Origin of the sequence: Limnohabitans sp. 103DPR2 (assembly GCF_001412575.1) — a bacterium.
GTDB lineage: Bacteria > Pseudomonadota > Gammaproteobacteria > Burkholderiales > Burkholderiaceae_C > Limnohabitans_A.
Window position 1 is genome coordinate 663,045 of the sequence record NZ_CP011834.1, and the last position, 16,498, is coordinate 679,542.

At 55.6% G+C, this 16,498-nt stretch carries 16 protein-coding genes and 1 pseudogene; 12 read left to right on the forward strand and 5 right to left on the reverse strand.

Features of this window, described 5'->3' with window-relative positions; translation table 11 throughout:
- The first annotated feature begins 66 nt into the window (after positions 1-66).
- The 6 genes from L103DPR2_RS03190 to L103DPR2_RS03215 all read left to right on the forward strand — a co-directional run bounded on the left by L103DPR2_RS03190 (position 67) and on the right by L103DPR2_RS03215 (position 5,434).
- Complete coding sequence (locus L103DPR2_RS03190; RefSeq protein ID WP_055359719.1) at positions 67-936, forward strand: fumarylacetoacetate hydrolase family protein; 870 nt, start codon at positions 67-69, stop codon at positions 934-936.
- 243 nt (positions 937-1,179) lie between these two features.
- Complete coding sequence (locus L103DPR2_RS03195; protein ID WP_231717711.1) at positions 1,180-1,764, forward strand: TetR/AcrR family transcriptional regulator; 585 nt, start codon at positions 1,180-1,182, stop codon at positions 1,762-1,764.
- 37 nt (positions 1,765-1,801) lie between these two features.
- A complete protein-coding gene (locus tag L103DPR2_RS03200) occupies positions 1,802-3,613 on the forward strand; it encodes an acyl-CoA dehydrogenase C-terminal domain-containing protein (protein ID WP_055359721.1) in 1,812 nt (603 codons plus the stop codon).
- Positions 3,614-3,651: 38 nt separating this feature from the next.
- Complete coding sequence (locus L103DPR2_RS03205; RefSeq protein ID WP_156339847.1) at positions 3,652-4,119, forward strand: DUF2147 domain-containing protein; 468 nt, start codon at positions 3,652-3,654, stop codon at positions 4,117-4,119.
- A gap of 32 nt (positions 4,120-4,151) precedes the next feature.
- Positions 4,152-4,916 carry an enoyl-CoA hydratase gene (locus tag L103DPR2_RS03210; protein WP_055359722.1) on the forward strand — a complete coding sequence of 255 codons (765 nt, stop codon included), beginning with the start codon at positions 4,152-4,154 and terminating at the stop codon, positions 4,914-4,916.
- A 26-nt stretch (positions 4,917-4,942) separates the two neighbouring features.
- Positions 4,943-5,434: a thioesterase family protein gene (locus L103DPR2_RS03215; protein WP_055359723.1), complete on the forward strand. Its 492-nt coding sequence runs from the start codon at positions 4,943-4,945 to the stop codon at positions 5,432-5,434.
- A 52-nt stretch (positions 5,435-5,486) separates the two neighbouring features.
- On the opposite strand, the gene L103DPR2_RS03220 is transcribed toward L103DPR2_RS03215, so the two are convergent.
- A complete protein-coding gene (locus L103DPR2_RS03220) occupies positions 5,487-5,888 on the reverse strand; it encodes an acyl-CoA thioesterase (protein ID WP_055359724.1) in 402 nt (133 codons plus the stop codon).
- A 71-nt stretch (positions 5,889-5,959) separates the two neighbouring features.
- Between L103DPR2_RS03220 and L103DPR2_RS03225 the strand changes: the two genes are divergently transcribed.
- From L103DPR2_RS03225 to L103DPR2_RS03250, 6 genes and pseudogenes are all read left to right on the forward strand, one after another.
- A complete protein-coding gene (locus L103DPR2_RS03225; RefSeq protein ID WP_055359725.1) occupies positions 5,960-7,807 on the forward strand; it encodes an ABCB family ABC transporter ATP-binding protein/permease in 1,848 nt (615 codons plus the stop codon).
- Between the two features lie 7 nt (positions 7,808-7,814).
- Positions 7,815-8,108 (forward strand): annotated as a pseudogene (locus tag L103DPR2_RS03230) (LysR family transcriptional regulator); the annotation flags it as partial.
- Between the two features lie 31 nt (positions 8,109-8,139).
- Positions 8,140-9,171 (forward strand): dihydroorotase, encoded by a 1,032-nt coding sequence (gene pyrC / locus L103DPR2_RS03235; protein ID WP_055359727.1) that lies wholly within the window; start codon positions 8,140-8,142, stop codon positions 9,169-9,171.
- Complete coding sequence (locus L103DPR2_RS03240; protein ID WP_055359728.1) at positions 9,156-9,941, forward strand: DUF3025 domain-containing protein; 786 nt, start codon at positions 9,156-9,158, stop codon at positions 9,939-9,941. Before pyrC ends, L103DPR2_RS03240 begins: the two co-directional genes overlap by 16 nt.
- 109 nt (positions 9,942-10,050) lie before the next feature.
- A complete protein-coding gene (gene htpX / locus L103DPR2_RS03245) occupies positions 10,051-10,920 on the forward strand; it encodes a protease HtpX (protein WP_055359729.1) in 870 nt (289 codons plus the stop codon).
- A gap of 118 nt (positions 10,921-11,038) precedes the next feature.
- Positions 11,039-12,034 (forward strand): DMT family transporter, encoded by a 996-nt coding sequence (locus tag L103DPR2_RS03250; RefSeq protein WP_231717669.1) that lies wholly within the window; start codon positions 11,039-11,041, stop codon positions 12,032-12,034.
- 5 nt (positions 12,035-12,039) lie between these two features.
- Here L103DPR2_RS03250 and L103DPR2_RS03255 read toward each other — a convergent pair whose 3' ends face one another.
- Genes L103DPR2_RS03255 through L103DPR2_RS03270 form a run of 4 tightly spaced genes read right to left on the reverse strand, consistent with a single transcriptional unit; the run spans position 12,040 to position 16,492 of the window.
- On the reverse strand, positions 12,040-12,948 hold the full coding sequence (locus L103DPR2_RS03255; RefSeq protein WP_055359731.1) for a 5'-nucleotidase: 909 nt from the start codon (positions 12,946-12,948) through the stop codon (positions 12,040-12,042).
- 25 nt (positions 12,949-12,973) lie between these two features.
- Positions 12,974-14,200 (reverse strand): type II secretion system inner membrane protein GspF, encoded by a 1,227-nt coding sequence (gene gspF / locus L103DPR2_RS03260; RefSeq protein WP_055359732.1) that lies wholly within the window; start codon positions 14,198-14,200, stop codon positions 12,974-12,976.
- Between the two features lie 23 nt (positions 14,201-14,223).
- Entirely contained in the window at positions 14,224-15,066 is an 843-nt protein-coding gene (locus tag L103DPR2_RS03265) for a MipA/OmpV family protein (protein ID WP_055359733.1), read from the reverse strand.
- Between the two features lie 7 nt (positions 15,067-15,073).
- On the reverse strand, positions 15,074-16,492 hold the full coding sequence (locus L103DPR2_RS03270) for a GspE/PulE family protein (RefSeq protein WP_055359734.1): 1,419 nt from the start codon (positions 16,490-16,492) through the stop codon (positions 15,074-15,076).
- Positions 16,493-16,498: the final 6 nt, after the last annotated feature.

Here is a 16,498-nt window from a genome sequence, read left to right on the forward strand (position 1 = left end):
ATCACCCGTGTTCAAAAAGCGTTCCTCCAACAATTTGAGCCCCATTTTTAACCTAAGGATTTCTTCATGAAACTCGTTCGCTATGGCCAACCCGGTAAAGAAAAACCAGGCCTCATTGATGCCGCTGGCAAACTGCGCGACTTAAGCGGTGTGGTGTCCGACATCGGCCCCGACCAACTGTCCGACAAAGTCTTGGCCAAGTTGGCCAAACTCAAAACCGACAAGCTGCCCTTGGTCAAAGGCAAGCCCCGCATGGGTTGCCCCGTGGCCAACGTGCGCAAGTTCATTGCCATTGGCTTGAACTACGCCGACCACGCGGCCGAGTCCAACTTGCCCGTGCCCAAAGAACCCATCGTGTTCATGAAGGCCACCTCTTGCATTCAAGGCCCCAACGACGAAGTCATGTTGCCCAAAGGCTCTGTGAAAACCGATTGGGAAGTTGAGTTGGGCATTGTCATTGGCAAGCACGCCAGCTATGTGTCACAAAAAGAAGCCCTCGACTATGTGGCGGGTTACTGCACCATCAACGACGTCAGCGAACGCGAGTACCAAATCGAGCGCGGCGGCACATGGGACAAGGGCAAGGGTTGCGATACCTTTGGCCCCATCGGTCCTTGGATGGTGACCAAAGACGAAGTGCCCAATGTTCAGAACCTCAAAATGTTCTTGGATGTGAACGGCCAGCGCATGCAAACCGGCACCACCAAAACCATGATTTTTGGCGTCACCAAATTGGTCAGCTACGTCAGCCAGTTCATGACCTTGGAGCCAGGTGACATCATCACCACCGGCACCCCGCCAGGCGTCGGCATGGGCATGAAGAAAGACGGCAAGCCAGCGCCGGTGTACCTCAAGAAGGGTGACGTCATGCACCTGGGCATCGAAGGCTTGGGCGAGCAAACGCAGAAGGTTGTGGCCTACAAACGCAAAGCCTGATCAAGGTTTTTCAATCAAGGTGGTGCTTGGCCAAAAGCCAAGCAAGCCATCGCCAAGGCGAGTCGGGATTAACCCTGATTCGCCTTTTCTTTTTGCCGGGATTGGCATTTTCATGCAAAATAGAACGAGCGTTCTTTTTTACAAATTCACGGCATGACAGTACGACACATCACTTCCGGTTCCTCTGCAGGCGCGGCCGCCAGTGCCTTTCGCCCAGCGGACGAAGCCGGAGGCCGAAGCTTGATGAAAGGTCGTCAAACCAAAGCAGCCATCGTCGATGCCGCTTTGGGACTGGCCTCTCAAATTGGCTTGGAAGGCTTGTCCATCGGCGCACTGGCCGAAGTGACTGGCATGAGCAAGTCGGGCGTGTTTGCGCACTTTGGCTCACGCGAAGAATTGCAAATTTCCGTCATTCGTGAATACCACGATCGCTTTGAAAGCGAAGTGTTTTATCCCGCCCTCAGTTGCACACGCGGCTTGCCCCGTTTGCAAAAGTTGTTTGACAACTGGATGCAACGCACCTCCACCGAAATTGATTCGGGCTGCATTTACATCAGCGGTGCTGTGGAGTTTGACGATCGTCCTGGTCCTGTGCGGGATGCATTGGCCTCGTCAGTGAACACCTGGCAAAACGCATTGCAACGCGCTGTTGCACAAGCACAAGAAGAACAACATTTGAATTCCAAAGCCGATCCTTTGCAGGTGGCCTTTGAAATTCATGGCCTTATTTTGGCTTTGCATTACGAAGCCAGATTTTTGCGCAACCCGGGTGCTGCAGAGCGCGCACGTCAAGGTTTCACCACCATCGTGTCGCGCAACACGCCCTGATTCTTTGTATCAATTCTCAATTTTCTGAAAGTCCAACATGCCCAGCTATACCCCTCCCCTGCGTGACCTTCAATTTGTGTTGCACGAGTTGCTCGATTTGGAAAATGAACTCAAGGCCATGCCCAAGCATGCCGAGACCGACGCCGACACCATCAATGCGGTGTTGGAAGAGGGCGGTAAATTTGCGGCCGAAGTGGTCTTCCCCTTGAATGTGTCGGGTGACGAAGAAGGTTGCAAACTCAATCGCGACACCCATGAAGTGACCGCACCCACCGGCTTCAAAGAAGCGTATGCCAAGTACGTGGAAGGCGGCTGGGCGGCATTGAGCGCCGAAGAAGAATACGGCGGTCAAGGATTGCCCTTGGTGGTCAATCAGTGCTTCTTTGAAATGCTGAACTCCGCCAATCAAGCTTGGACCATGTACCCAGGCTTGTCGCATGGCGCGCATGCATGCTTGTCAGCGCACGGCTCGCCTGCTCAAAAGAGCACTTACTTGCCCAAGCTCACCAGCGGTGAGTGGACCGGCACCATGTGCTTGACAGAGCCTCATTGCGGTACCGATTTGGGCATGTTGCGAACCAAAGCCGAACCCCAAGCCGATGGCACTTATCGCTTAACTGGTCAAAAGATTTTCATCAGCGCTGGCGAGCACGATTTGGCGAGCAACATTGTTCACTTGGTGTTGGCACGTTTACCCGATGCCCCGGTGGGCAGCAAAGGCATCAGTTTGTTTGTGGTGCCCAAATACAAAGTCAACGCCGATGGTTCGGTCGGTGAACGAAATGGCATTTACTGTGGCGGCTTGGAACACAAGATGGGGATCCATGGCAATGCCACGTGCCAGATGGTGCTCGATGGCGCAGTGGGCGACATGGTGGGCCAGCCCAACAAAGGTTTGGCCGCCATGTTTGTGATGATGAATGGCGCGCGTTTGGGCGTGGGCAATCAGTCTTTGGGCTTGACCGAGGTGGCGTATCAAAATGCCTTGGCCTATGCCAAAGACCGCATCCAAATGCGCAGTTTGTCGGGCGTCAAAGCACCGGCTAAACCTGCAGATCCTATTTTGGTTCACCCCGATGTGCGCCGTATGTTGTTGACGGCCAAGGCCTATGCTGAAGGGGGCCGAGCTTTGGCCTGCTATGGCGCCTTGTTGATCGATAAAGAACTGAACCATCCCGATGAAAAAGTGCGCGCCGACTCTGCCGAAATTTTGGCGCTGTTGACGCCTATTGTGAAAGCCTTCTTGACCGACAACGGTTATCAAGCCACCACCATGTGCCAGCAAGTGTTTGGCGGTCACGGCTACATCAAAGAGTGGGGCATGGAGCAGTATGTGCGCGACGCACGCATCAACATGATCTATGAAGGCACCAATGGCATTCAAGCACTCGACTTGCTCGGCCGCAAAGTCTTGGGCAATCAAGGTGCCAGCTTGCAGAAATTTGGCAAGTTGATTGGCAAACTGGTGGCGCAAGAAATGGGCAACGAAGCCATGGCCGAGTTCATCAAGCCACTGGCAGACTTGGGCCAGAAGATGACCCAGTTCACCACCGAAATTGGCATGAAGGCCATGGGCAATGCCGATGAAGTGGGCGCCGCGTCTGTCGATTATTTGCGTGTGGCCGGCCACCTCGTGTTTGCTTACTTCTGGGCTCGCATGGCGCAAGTGGCTTTGGCCAAAATTGCAGCGGCTGAAGAAGAAGCACAACGCCCCGATCCTTTCTACAAAGCCAAATTGCAAACAGCGCGTTTCTACTTTGCGCGTCTGTTGCCCGAAACGCTGACGCTGATGAACACTGCACGCTCGGGTGCAGATGTCTTGATGGACACCGATTTGGCTTTGGCTTGAACATTGAACACTGACCAACCCCTCCGAAGGAAACATCCATGCAATCCTCATTCCATTTGTCCCAACTGTTGAAATCATTCATCATGTTGGGCGTTGCCGCTTTGGCGACCAGCGCCATGGCCAACTCGCCTGTGGGTCAGTGGCACACCATTGACGACAAAACCGGTGAGCTCAAAAGCATGGTGGTGATCGTGGAGCAGCAAGGTGTGATCAAGGGGCGCGTTGAAAAATTGCTACGCAAAGACGCAGATCAGAATGCCAAGTGCGACAAGTGCAGCGACGACCGCAAGAACCAAGCGGTGTTGGGGCTTGAGATTATTCGAGGCGCCAAAAAAGCCAGCGGTAAAAATGTCTGGGAAGACGGCGAAATTCTCGATCCTGAAAACGGCAAAACTTATGGCCTTCGTCTCACCCCCATTGAGAATGGCGCGAAACTGGAAGTGCGTGGTTCGATCGGTCCCTTCGGTCGTACGCAAACTTGGGTTCGTGTACCCGGCACCAACTGAAACCCATTGAATCGATAGAAAGACACCAGACCATGTCAGACATCTTGACCCACATCGACGCCGGGGTGATGACCCTCACCTTCAACCGCCTCGACAAAAAGAATTCCATCACAGGCGATATGTACGCCGCCATGGCGCAAGCCGTCGACCAGGCGCAAGCCGATCCCGCCATCCGTGTCTTGGTGATTCAAGGCCACGAATCGATCTTCAGTGCCGGCAACGACATTGGTGATTTTTTGAACAAGCCACCTTCCACGGTGGACTCGCCCGTGTTCCATTTCATGCGCGCGTTGACCACCTTTGAGAAGCCCGCCATTGCCGCCGTAGCAGGTCCTGCTGTGGGCATTGGCACCACCTTGCTTTTCCATTGCGACTTGGTCTACGCGGGTGACAATGCTGCGTTCTCCATGCCCTTTGTGAATTTGGGTTTGTGCCCTGAGTTTGCCTCCAGTGTGTTGGCCCCGCAAATGTTTGGCTATCACCGAGCTGCTGAAGCCTTGTTGTTGGGCGAAGCTTTTTTTGCAGAAGCCGCGCTGGAGATTGGCTTGGTCAATCGCGTGGTGCCACCCACAGAAGTCAATGGCTACGCACAAGCGCAAGCCAAAAAGTTGGCGGCCAAACCTTTGTCTGCTTTGGTTGAGACCAAGCGTTTGATGAAGAGCGGTCAATCCAAGGTGCTGATTGAGCGCATGGGTGAAGAGGGGCAAAGTTTCCGCCGCATGCTCACCGAGCCTGCAGCGCGTGAGGCATTTGGCGCCTTCATGGAAAAACGCAAGCCCGACTTCTCTAAAATCTAAGTTGATCTCTCAACTTAGAATGCCCCATGACTTCCTCTCGCGCAGACATCCCACCGCAGGTTACTTTTGAGCCTGAGTTCATCGAAGGTTTGCGCGAGATCTACGAAGACAAAATTCTTTTCAACCAATGGATGGGGTTGAAGGTTTCAAGCATTGAAGCCACTGGCATCGTGGCGCACCTCACCATGAAACCCGAATTGGTAGGGCACTTTGCGTACCATCGAATTCACGGTGGCGTGATCAGTGCGGTGTTGGACGCCATGGGCAGCTTGGCTGTTTTGGCAGCCCTCGGTGCCAAACACATGGACGAAGCGCCTGCCAAACGGCTTGAGCGGTTTGCCCGTCACAGCACCATAGATTTGCGCATCGACTTTTTACGCCCTGGCATTGGGGACGAATTTGTCATTCATGCTGAAGCCGTTCGCGTGGGTGCCCGGGTGGGCAATGCGCGCATGGAGTTTCGTGCGGCCGACGGTAAGTTGCTGTCAACGGGCACCGCGGCCTATCTCACCTCTTGAACTCAGGTCGCTGGGGCATCGCGCCCTGAGCACAGAAGTCATTCCTCAAGCTTTAGCGTTCTGGCACAGGCGTCGGTTTGCCATCTGCATCGATGGCCACATAGGTTAGGCGCGCTTCTGTCACCTTGATGAACTCCCCCTGGTTGGAAAAGCGCTCTGCAAACACTTCCACTTGCACCGTGATGGACGTTCGACCAACGCGCGTGATGCGTGAAAAAAACGAAAGCAGATCGCCCACTTTGACCGGTTGCTTGAAGATGAATTCATTCACAGCCACAGTGGCCATGCGGCCGCGTACCAGTCTGGCGGGGAGCACGGCACCAGCCAAGTCGACCTGAGCCATGACCCAACCACCAAAAATATCGCCATTGGCATTGCAGTCGGCGGGCATGGGGATGACCTTGAGCACCAGCTCTTGGTCGGTGGGCAAGGCTACTTTTTCAGGAGGGTTCATAGAGGGACCTTCGGTGATGACGTCAAGACGGGGGCACAATGAGGGCTTGATTTTGATTCAGATTGTGACCCATGCGCCATCACGGTGAAAGTTCTTCCGCCCCCACAGCACCTGCCACACCCGGAACCGCCGTCGCGCAGCCGCCCCAAAAAGACTCGGATGGCCGTACATTGAAGCGTTTGTTGCCCTATTTGTTGGCTTACAAATGGCGAGTGGCCGCTGCGCTGATGTTCATGGTGGGCGCCAAGCTGGCCAACGTCAGTGTGCCCATCTTGCTGAAAAATTTGGTGGATGCCATGAGCTTCAAGCCAAGTGATCCGGCGCAAGTCTTGGTGGTGCCTGTGGCTTTGCTGGTGGGCTATGGCGCGCTACGGCTCATGACCTCGGCGTTCACAGAACTGCGAGAGTTGGTGTTTGCCAAGGCCACACAAGGCGCAGCACGTAGCATTGCACTGGAAACTTTTCAACATTTGCACGCCTTGAGCTTGCGCTTTCATTTGGCCCGTCAGACGGGAGGTATGACGCGCGACATTGAGCGCGGCGTGCGCGGCATTGAGTCGCTCATCTCTTATTCGCTTTACAGCATCGTGCCCACCCTCATTGAGGTGGCCTTGGTCTTGTCGATATTGGCTGTGAAGTTTGATGCGTGGTTTGCTTGGATCACGCTGGCGGCCTTGGGCTTTTACATTTTCTTCACGGTGCAAGTCACCGAATGGCGCACCCACTTTCGAAAACAAGCCAATGAGTTTGATTCTGCCGCGCATACCAAGGCGATCGATTCCTTGCTGAACTACGAAACCGTGAAGTACTTTGGCAATGAGGCTTACGAGGCCAATCGCTATGACGAAAGCTTAGAGCGCCTGAGAAAAGCGCGCCTGAAATCTCAAACCTCCTTGTCGCTTTTGAATACGGGGCAACAGCTGATCATTGCAGCTGCTTTGGTGGCCATGTTGTGGCGCGCGACCCAGGGTGTTGTCGATGGCCGCATGACCTTGGGCGATTTGGTCATGATCAATGCCTTCATGATTCAACTCTACATACCGCTCAACTTCTTGGGCGTGCTGTACCGTGAAATCAAGCAAAGCCTGACCGATCTCGACAAGATGTTTGTCCTGATGGACCGCGAACGCGAAGTGGCCGATGTGCCGCATGCCCCCGATTTGAATTGCCAAGCGGGTGCGCATTTGAAATTTGAGAACGTCTCGTTTGCCTACGAGGCTGACCGGCCCATTTTGCACAACATCAGCTTTGAAATTCCTTCTGGCAAAACGGTGGCCGTGGTCGGCCCCTCGGGTTCTGGCAAATCCACCTTGGCGCGTTTGATGTTCCGTTTCTACGACGTTCAACAAGGTCGCATCAGCATCAATGGCCAAGACATTCGCCAAGTGACTCAGCACAGCGTGCGCAAGTCTTTGGGCATCGTGCCGCAAGACACCGTGCTGTTCAACGATACGGTGGCCTACAACATTGGCTACGGCCGAACTGGTGCGACCCAAGAAGAAATAGAAACAGCGGCCAAGGCGGCGCGCATCCATGACTTCATTGTGTCCACCCCCAAAGGCTATGCCACCTCGGTGGGTGAGCGCGGCCTCAAATTGTCGGGCGGCGAAAAGCAACGCGTGGCCATTGCCCGCACGCTTCTCAAGAACCCACCCATCTTGGTGTTTGACGAGGCCACCTCGGCCCTCGATTCGGCCAACGAACGCGCCATCCAGGCCGAGCTGGCCAGTGCCGCGCAAAACAAAACCACGCTGGTCATTGCGCACCGATTGTCAACGGTGGTGGATGCACACGAGATTTTGGTGATGGAGGCTGGTCACATCATCGAGCGCGGCAATCATGCGCAATTGCTGCAACTGGGCGGGCGCTACGCGCAAATGTGGTCCTTGCAACAGAACTCTGAGGCGGATGCAGGATAATGTTGGCATGGAAACCAAGTGGCTTGAAGACTTTGTGAGCTTGGCTGAAACCCGCAGTTTCAGCCGATCCGCGCAGCTTCGCCACGTGACGCAGCCAGCGTTTTCTAGGCGCATTCAGTCCTTGGAAGCGTGGGCCGGTGTGGCCTTGATCGATCGCAGTTCTTACCCCACTCGACTCACGCCCGCTGGCGAAACTTTATACGCCCAAGCTTTGGAACTCTTACAGTCCTTGCACAACACCCGCGACATGTTGCGGTCTCAAGGCTTGGCAGAGCAAGACCTGATGGCCTTGCTCGAACCTTCATTGCAAAAATCTTGATTGGCAATTCACCATGACATCCTCACTGACGCTCACCCGCCCCGATGACTGGCACTTGCACGTGCGCGATGGCGCTGCACTTCAAACTGTGGTGCCGCATACCGCTGCACAATTTGGCCGCGCCATCATCATGCCCAACTTGAAGCCACCGGTGACCACCGCCGAGTTAGCCTTGGCTTATAAATCCCGCATCATGGCGGCGGTGCCTCAGGGCGTGGCCTTCGAGCCCCTCATGACCTTGTACCTGACGGACAATTTGCCACCCGCAGAAATTGTCAAAGCCAAAGCGGCCGGTGTGGTTGCATGCAAACTGTATCCAGCAGGCGCTACGACCAACAGCGATGCGGGTGTGACCGATTTGAAAAAGATTTACCCCACACTCGAAGCCATGCAAAAGGTGGGCATGCTGTTGTTGGTGCACGGCGAAGTGACCAGCAGCGACATCGATTTGTTTGACCGTGAAGCGGCCTTCATCGACACCCAACTCATTCCTCTGCGACGCGATTTCCCCGAACTCAAAATTGTGTTCGAACACATCACAACCAAAGACGCCGCCGACTATGTCATGGCCGCCGATCGCTTTGTGGGTGCCACGCTCACTGCACATCACCTGCTGTACAACCGCAACGCCATTTTCACCGGTGGCATTCGCCCTCACTATTACTGCTTGCCTGTGCTCAAACGCGAAACACACCGTGTGGCTTTGCTCAACGCTGCAACATCGGGCAACACACGCTTCTTCTTGGGCACCGACAGTGCGCCGCATCCTGCGCACTTGAAAGAACACGCATCAGGTTGCGCAGGTTGCTACACCGCGCACGCCGCCCTCGAGATGTACGCCGAGGCCTTTGACAGTGTGGGCAAACTGGCGCAACTCGAAGCCTTCGCCAGTTTCAATGGTGCCGATTTCTACGGCTTGCCGCGCAACACCGGCACCATCACCTTAAAGCGTGAAGCCTGGACCCCACCCGAGAGCTTCCAATTTGGTGAAGCCGAATTGAAACCTTTGCGCTCGGGTGAAGCCTTGCCATGGCGAGTGGCCTAAGCCTCATTGATTGGACCGCGCCTTGGCTTACGCCTTGGCGTGCCACCGGAGAGCGCATGGCGCAGCAGGTTGCACAAGGCCAGTCAGTGGCCGAGGCCTGCAATGGCGCACTTGCCACGCTGCGAGCGTTGGCGCAGCAGGCATCGCCTGCCAAGGCTGTTTGCCACGTGCAGTTTGTCTCGCAAGACAACTTGCCTGAGGGCATGGCCTACGAGCAATTCATTTTTGAACAGCATGCCGTGCCCACGCGTGAGGGCCTGCACGATTTTTTCAACGCTTTGTGTTGGTTGCATTTTCCGTTGGCCAAGCAACAACTCAATCAACTTCAAGCAGCCGCCATCCAAAGCCAGGGGGTCGGTGCCGTACGCGGCCCTGTCCGTGATGCTGTCACGGTGTTTGATGAGAACGCCTGTTTGCTCCAAGTTGAGGATGTCATTTGGGACGCCTTAGAGCGGCGCGATTGGCAAGCGGCCTTTGTGACGCACAGGGGCTTGTGGGGTAGCGCGCAGATGCAAATATTTGGACATGCGGCATTGGAAAAGTTGGTCGCCCCCTACAAGGCCATTACCGTGCACATGTGGCGTGTGCCCAACGGCTTGGCCGTGTTGGACTGGGATGCTTGGTTGTCCCAAGATTTACAAGCGGACAAATTGGCCCTCAAGCCTTTTTTGCCCACGCCTGTATTGGGCCTGCCCGGCTGGTGGCCCGAGAACATGGCGCCAGATTTTTACCAAGACGCTCAGGTTTTTCGCTTGCCTAGAACGGCCTAATTCCGTTCCATTTTGAGGAATTAGGCGACCTCACTTGATTTTGTTTGTGTGACCCCTAATATGCGAAGCGTGCGCTTGGCCTTCGCTGGGCGGTGGAACTTTATTCCTCATGAAACGTATTCTTTTGTTTGTGTTGACCAACTTGGCGGTGGTGCTGGTGTTGGGTGTGGTGGCCAGTTTGTTGGGCGTGAACCGATTCCTCACGGCCAATGGTTTGAACTTGGGCGCGCTGCTGGGCTATGCCCTCATCATGGGTTTTGGCGGTGCCATCATCTCCTTGCTGATCAGCAAGCCTGTGGCCAAATGGAGCTCTGGCGTGCAAGTGATTGCACAGCCCAGCAACGCCGACGAAAAATGGCTGGTCGACACCGTGCAAAAGTTGGCTGACAAGTCGGGCATTGGCATGCCTGAAGTCGGTATCTTTGAAGGTGACCCCAATGCCTTTGCCACAGGTGCGTTTAAAAACTCCGCTTTGGTGGCTGTATCAACAGGCTTGTTGCAAAACATGACGCACGAAGAAATCGAGGCGGTGTTGGCCCACGAGGTGGCGCACATTGCCAATGGCGACATGGTCACCATGACCCTGATTCAAGGCGTGATGAACACTTTTGTGGTCTTCTTGTCGCGTGTGGTGGGTTATGCCGTTGACAGCTTCTTGCGCAAAAACGACGAAGAAAACACGGGCCCTGGCATTGGCTACTGGGTGACCACCATTGTGTTGGACATTGTGCTCGGCTTCGCTGCTGCCATTGTGGTGGCTTGGTTCAGCCGTCAGCGCGAGTTCCGTGCCGACGCAGGTGCCGCTCAGTTGATGGGCCGCAAGCAGCCCATGATGAACGCCTTGGCGCGTTTGGGCGGCTTGCACACAGCCGAGTTGCCTAAGAGCGTTGCAGCCATGGGCATTGCGGGTGGCATTGGTCAGTTGTTCTCAACACACCCTCCCATTGAAGAGCGCATTGCTGCTTTGCAAAACAGCTGATCTTGAACAGCTCCCATCTGAACGGGCCCTTGGGGCCCGTTTTCTTTGGCACCCTGGCCTTATGGTCTTATGGTCTTGTGGTCTTGTGGCCGTTTGGCTGGTAACCCATGAGACTCACATGTGTATCGTGCTCCGATATAGTCCCATGGTGTCCAGATTTTTTCCGACCTCCCTTCAGCGTTTGCTGACCCTCACACGATTGCAAAACACACGGCGTTTTGAACGCTTGCCTGCACCGGTGCGCGGTATGGCCTGGATGGCCTTGGGCGGTTTGACCTTTTCTTTGCTGAACACCATTGCACGGTCTTTTTCTATGCAAATGGACCCGTTCGAAGCGCAATTTCTGCGGTATTTTTGCGGCCTCTTGGTCATGCTGCCCTTGCTGTGGCATCAGGGTTTGGCAGCCTATGTGCCCAACGACATCAAGGGTCAGTTTTGGCGCGGCGGTGTGCACACCGTCGGTTTGATGTTGTGGTTCATTGCTTTGCCCCAAATTCCATTGGCCGACATGACGGCCATCGGCTTCACGGGTCCGATCTTCATCATGCTGGGCGCGGCCTGGTTCTTGGGTGAGCCCATGCGCAAAGACCGCTGGATTGCGGCGGGCATTGGCTTTGCCGGTGTGATGGTGGTGGTGCTTCCCAAGTTAACGGGCACTGGCGGTTGGTACAACTTGGTGATGCTGGCTTCTTCGCCCATTTTTGCGGCGTCATTCCTCATCACCAAACACCTCACGCGCACCGAAAAACCGGGCGTGATTGTGATGTGGCAATCCATCACGGTGACCTTGTTCAGTTTGCCACTGGCTTTGATGAATTGGCAGACACCTACTTTGTGGCAATGGAGCGGTTTCATGGTGGCGGGTGTGCTGGGCACTTTGGGGCATTACAGCCTCACACGTGCTTTCAGCATTGCCGATATTTCAGCCACCCAATCTTTGCGCTTCCTCGACTTGGTCTGGGCCTCCCTGATGGGCTGGTTGGTGTTTGGCGATGTGCCCAGCCAATGGACTTGGTTGGGTGCAGCGGTGATCTTGGTATCGACCGTGTGGATTGCGCGCAGAGAAGGTCGCAGGCGTGAAGAGCCCGCAGCGCCTTTGTCGACAGACCCTTAATCAGCCTAATCAGCCAGAGGCGGATTGCTGATGCCACTGGCCACATGGCCTGCGGGCACATGTTGGGCCGCCGATTCAATGTGACCCGTTTGGTCGTCAAAGAAAAAGTCGGGCTCAAACTCTTTCAAAAATTCGCCTTTGGGCAAGCCGCCCAAGAACATCGCTTCGTCCACTTCAATGTTCCACTGCATGAGGGTGCGAATGGCACGTTCATGCGCTGGGGCACTGCGCGCAGTGACCAAGGCCGTGCGAATGCGCATGGCGGGTGTGCCTTCTTGTTGCAGTCGGTGAAGCGCGGCAAGCAAGGGTTTGAAGGGACCCGCCAACAGAGGCTGTGCCGCTTTGTCACGCTCGTGGGCTTGAAAGGCCGACAAGCCTTCTGCTTGGAACACGCGTTCGGCTTCATCAGAGAACAAAACGGCATCACCATCAAAGGCAATGCGAACTTCGTGCGGATGTTCTTCAGAAGCATGTGCCGAATGGGGATACACCTGTGCAGCGGGCACGCCTGCATCGAGCGCGGCACGCACGTCGGACAAATGGGTCGACAAAAACAAATTGGCATTGAGCGGTTTCAAATACCGCCAAGGTGATTGACCCCGCGTAAAACTGCCGCGCTGAATGGGCAGGCCATAGTGCTGCGCCGATCGAAACACCCGCATGCCCGACACAGGGTCGTTGCGCGACAAAATGACCACTTCGACGCGCTGCGTTTGGGCGTCATTGAATGCCAGTAATTTTTTCACCAAAGAAAAGGCCACACCGGGTTTGGCAGGTTCTTCCAAACGCTCCAATTGAAGCTTCATATAGGCGCGGTCATCGCCTTGTTCAAAGACTTGGTTTTCTTCTTCAAAGTCAAACAAGGCGCGCGACGAAATCGCCACCACCAATTGACCGTCTAAGCTGACTGCCATAGGGCGCTCCTTGGGAGATGCAAGTTCAACGGACCCATTGGTTGAGTTCCATGATAGGCATGAGCACGGCCAACACAATGAGCATGACCACGGCACCCATGGCCACAATCAGCAAGGGCTCTAAGATGGTGGCCAAGGCCAGGGCGCGGCGTTGGACATCAGCAGAGAGTTGCTGCGCTGCGCGCTGCAACATGACTGGCAGTTGACCCGTTTGCTCGCCCAAGCGCGCAAACATCGCCAGCAAGCTGGGGAAACGTTTCTTCTGGCCCATGGCCATGGCCAGCGGCGCGCCTTCGCGCACCAACACCAGTGCATCCAGCACATCGGCGCGCATGGCTTGGTTGGACAAGGTGTCTGCGGCAGACTGCATGGCTTTCAAAATGGGCACGCCTGCTGACGTGAGCATGGCCAAGGTGCTGGCAAAACGTGCCGTGTTGTAGCCGGTGGCCAAGCGGCCCACGATGGGCAATTGCAAAAATGCAGCGTCAAATTGAATGCGCCAACGCGGACGCTTCAAGGCTTGGTGAATGCCCAGCCATGACAGGCCCAGCAACAGCAGCAAGGTCCAACCATGATGACGAACAAAGTCGCTGAGGGCCAGCATGGCCACCGTCAGGCCTGGCAATTTGCGTTGGCTGCCATTGAACACTTGAGCCACCTGCGGCACGACGGTGCTCAGCAAAAAAATCACGATGAGCAAGGCAATGGCGCTCACGATGGCGGGGTACAGCGAAGCACTGAGCAACTTGGCCTTGAGGGTTTGCTGGTCTTGCAAGTCATCGGCCAGTTGGGTCAGCACTTGACCTAAATTGCCGCCTTGCTCACCCGCGCTGATGACCGCGGTGTAAAGTGCAGAAAATTCTTGCGGGTGTTGCGACATGGCTTTGGCCAGACCCAAACCGGCATTCACTTCGGCGCGCAGTTGCGCCACCAAATGCGCTTGTTTTTCTGATTCGGCTTCGTCACTTAAGGCGGCAAGCGCACGCTCTAAAGGCAGACCACTGCTGATCAAGCTGGCCAACTGCCGTGTCCACACGGCCAAGGCATTGGGCGAGAAGCACTGACGAGAACCAATGTTGTATTGCCAAATACTTTGTGCATTTGCTTGTGAAGCGCCCAAAGCTTGGACCGACAAAGGCACCAAAGCTTGTGTGCGCAATTGACTGCGCGCAGCTTTGGCACTGTCGGCTTCGATCACACCCTTGCGCAAGGCGCCATCGTTTTGCAGAGCTTCGTAGGAATAGGCGGGCATGGTGTCGTGTGCGATGGGCGCGTTTATCGGTCAAAGTACAGCAAGCCAATTTGACCATTGACCAAACTGTCGGGGCCCGACAACTTGGCCACCTGGCCAACGGCTTTGTTGATGCCCAAAGTGCTGTACCAAGCCCAACGTTTGGACAGGCTGTGTTTGTAACTGAGGCCAGAACCTACGGAGCCGATGCCCGTGGTGAGTTCACCCGCACCGATTCGGTTCATGTGAGCTGCGGTTCGCCAGTGTTCGGCAGGTGCCCATGTGATGCCAGAGTTCAGGCTGAGTTCGCTGTGCTGTGATAGCGGCCAAGCATATGAAACACCCAAAGCCAAGGTGCTGCTGTCACCGCGGTTGAGCACGTCTTGGGTCCACTCAACGCCCGCTGACCAGCGATCAGTGATGCGCATGTTGGCCAACACGCGACTGCGAAGTGTTTTGCGGCCAGGCTCAAAGATGTCAAAGGTTTCACCGGTGTTCAGGTTGTGGATGCGCATCGACAGGCCCAAGCTGATGTCGCTGTTTTCGATCCACTGGTAACTGAGGCTGGGTTCTTTGCGAAAGCTGTTGAAACGCAACCATTCTTGGCCGTCGCCAATGCCCACTCGCCATCGACCATAACGCAAGCCGAGAACGGGTCTGAGCTTGGCACTGCGCGTGTCTTGGTTGAGGTCATCGGCACGCATGCGAATGCCCAAGGTGTAGTGAAGCTTGCTCTGAGGTTCTTCAGCCACGGTCGTCGCATCGGCAGTTTGCGCCGCGCTGAAAGAAGGCGCGAAGCCCATGCATGCCAGAACGATGGCCACCCCAAACACTGACAAGCCAGACGACCGACTTGATGTGAGCAGGGGTGATATCCATGCGCGCATTTGAAACTTAATCGCGCGTAACGCGCAGCAACTCTTCGGGCTTGGTGATGCCCAATTGAACCAAGCGTTCGCCGTCTTCGCGCATCAACACCATGCCGCCTGCCACGGCCGCATCGCGGAGGCTGGCTTCGGATTGCTTGGCGTGAATTTGCGCACGCAGTGCATCGTCGGTCACCAGCAATTCAAAAATACCGGTGCGGCCGGCATAGCCGGTTTGACCGCAGTGCGTGCAGCCTGAGCCTTGGCAGTGGGTGCACACCTTGCGCACCAAACGCTGTGCCAACACGCCCAGCAAAGACGAGCTGAGCAAGAAGGGTTCAATGCCCATGTCGGTGAGGCGGGTGACGGCACTGGCTGCATCGTTGGTGTGCAAGGTGGCCAATACCAAATGGCCTGTCATGGAGGCTTGAATGGCGATTTGCGCAGTTTCAAAATCGCGAATCTCACCAATCATGATGACGTCGGGGTCTTGGCGAAGAATGGCGCGCAAGGCCTTGGCAAAGGTCAAATCAATTTTGGCATTCACTTGTGTTTGACCGACGCCAGCCAACTCGTACTCAATGGGGTCTTCCACCGTCATGATGTTGCTGCCTGCCGCATCGAGGCTTTGCAGGGCTGCGTAAAGCGTGGTGGTTTTGCCTGAGCCGGTGGGACCCGTGACCAAAATCAAGCCATGCGGCTGTGTCACCAACTGCTGGAAACGTTCTAAGGTGCGGCCTTGCATGCCCACAGAAGCCAAACTCAGACGTGTTTCCGATTTGTCGAGCAAACGCAGCACGGCGCGTTCGCCATGCGCGCTGGGGAGCGTAGAGACTCGGACATCGACTGCGCGTGAGCCTAAGCGCAAACTGATGCGGCCATCTTGCGGCAAACGTTTTTCTGCAATGTCGAGTTCGGCCATGATTTTCAAACGAGAAATCAGGGCGGCGTGCAAGGCGCGATTGGGTTGCACCACTTCACGCAAGTTGCCATCGACCCGAAAGCGAACACTGGAGTGACGCTCGTAAGGCTCGATGTGAATGTCGCTGGCGCCGTCGCGTGCAGCTTGCGTTAAGAGTGCGTTCAGCATGCGAATGATGGGCGCGTCGTCGCTGGTCTCTAGCAAGTCTTCAACAGCGGGCAGCTCTTGCATCATGCGCGACAAGTCGGCTTCAGATTCCACTTCGCTCACCACAGCCGCAGCGCTAGATTCACCTGGGCCATATTGCGTGGTGTAAGCCTGGCTGATGCGTTGCTTCAATGCCGAGGTGTCTTCACGCGCAATTTCTAAACTTGCGTTGTCGTTGCCCCATTTGCGCATCACCTCAGAGATGGCGTTGGCCGCACTGTCTGGGCAAAGCCACAAACTGAGGCGCGTCCCGTCATCCTCCAACAGCAGTTGGTGGCTGCGCGCAAATGCGTAGGGCAGAGGGTATTTGTTCGCCATCTGGAT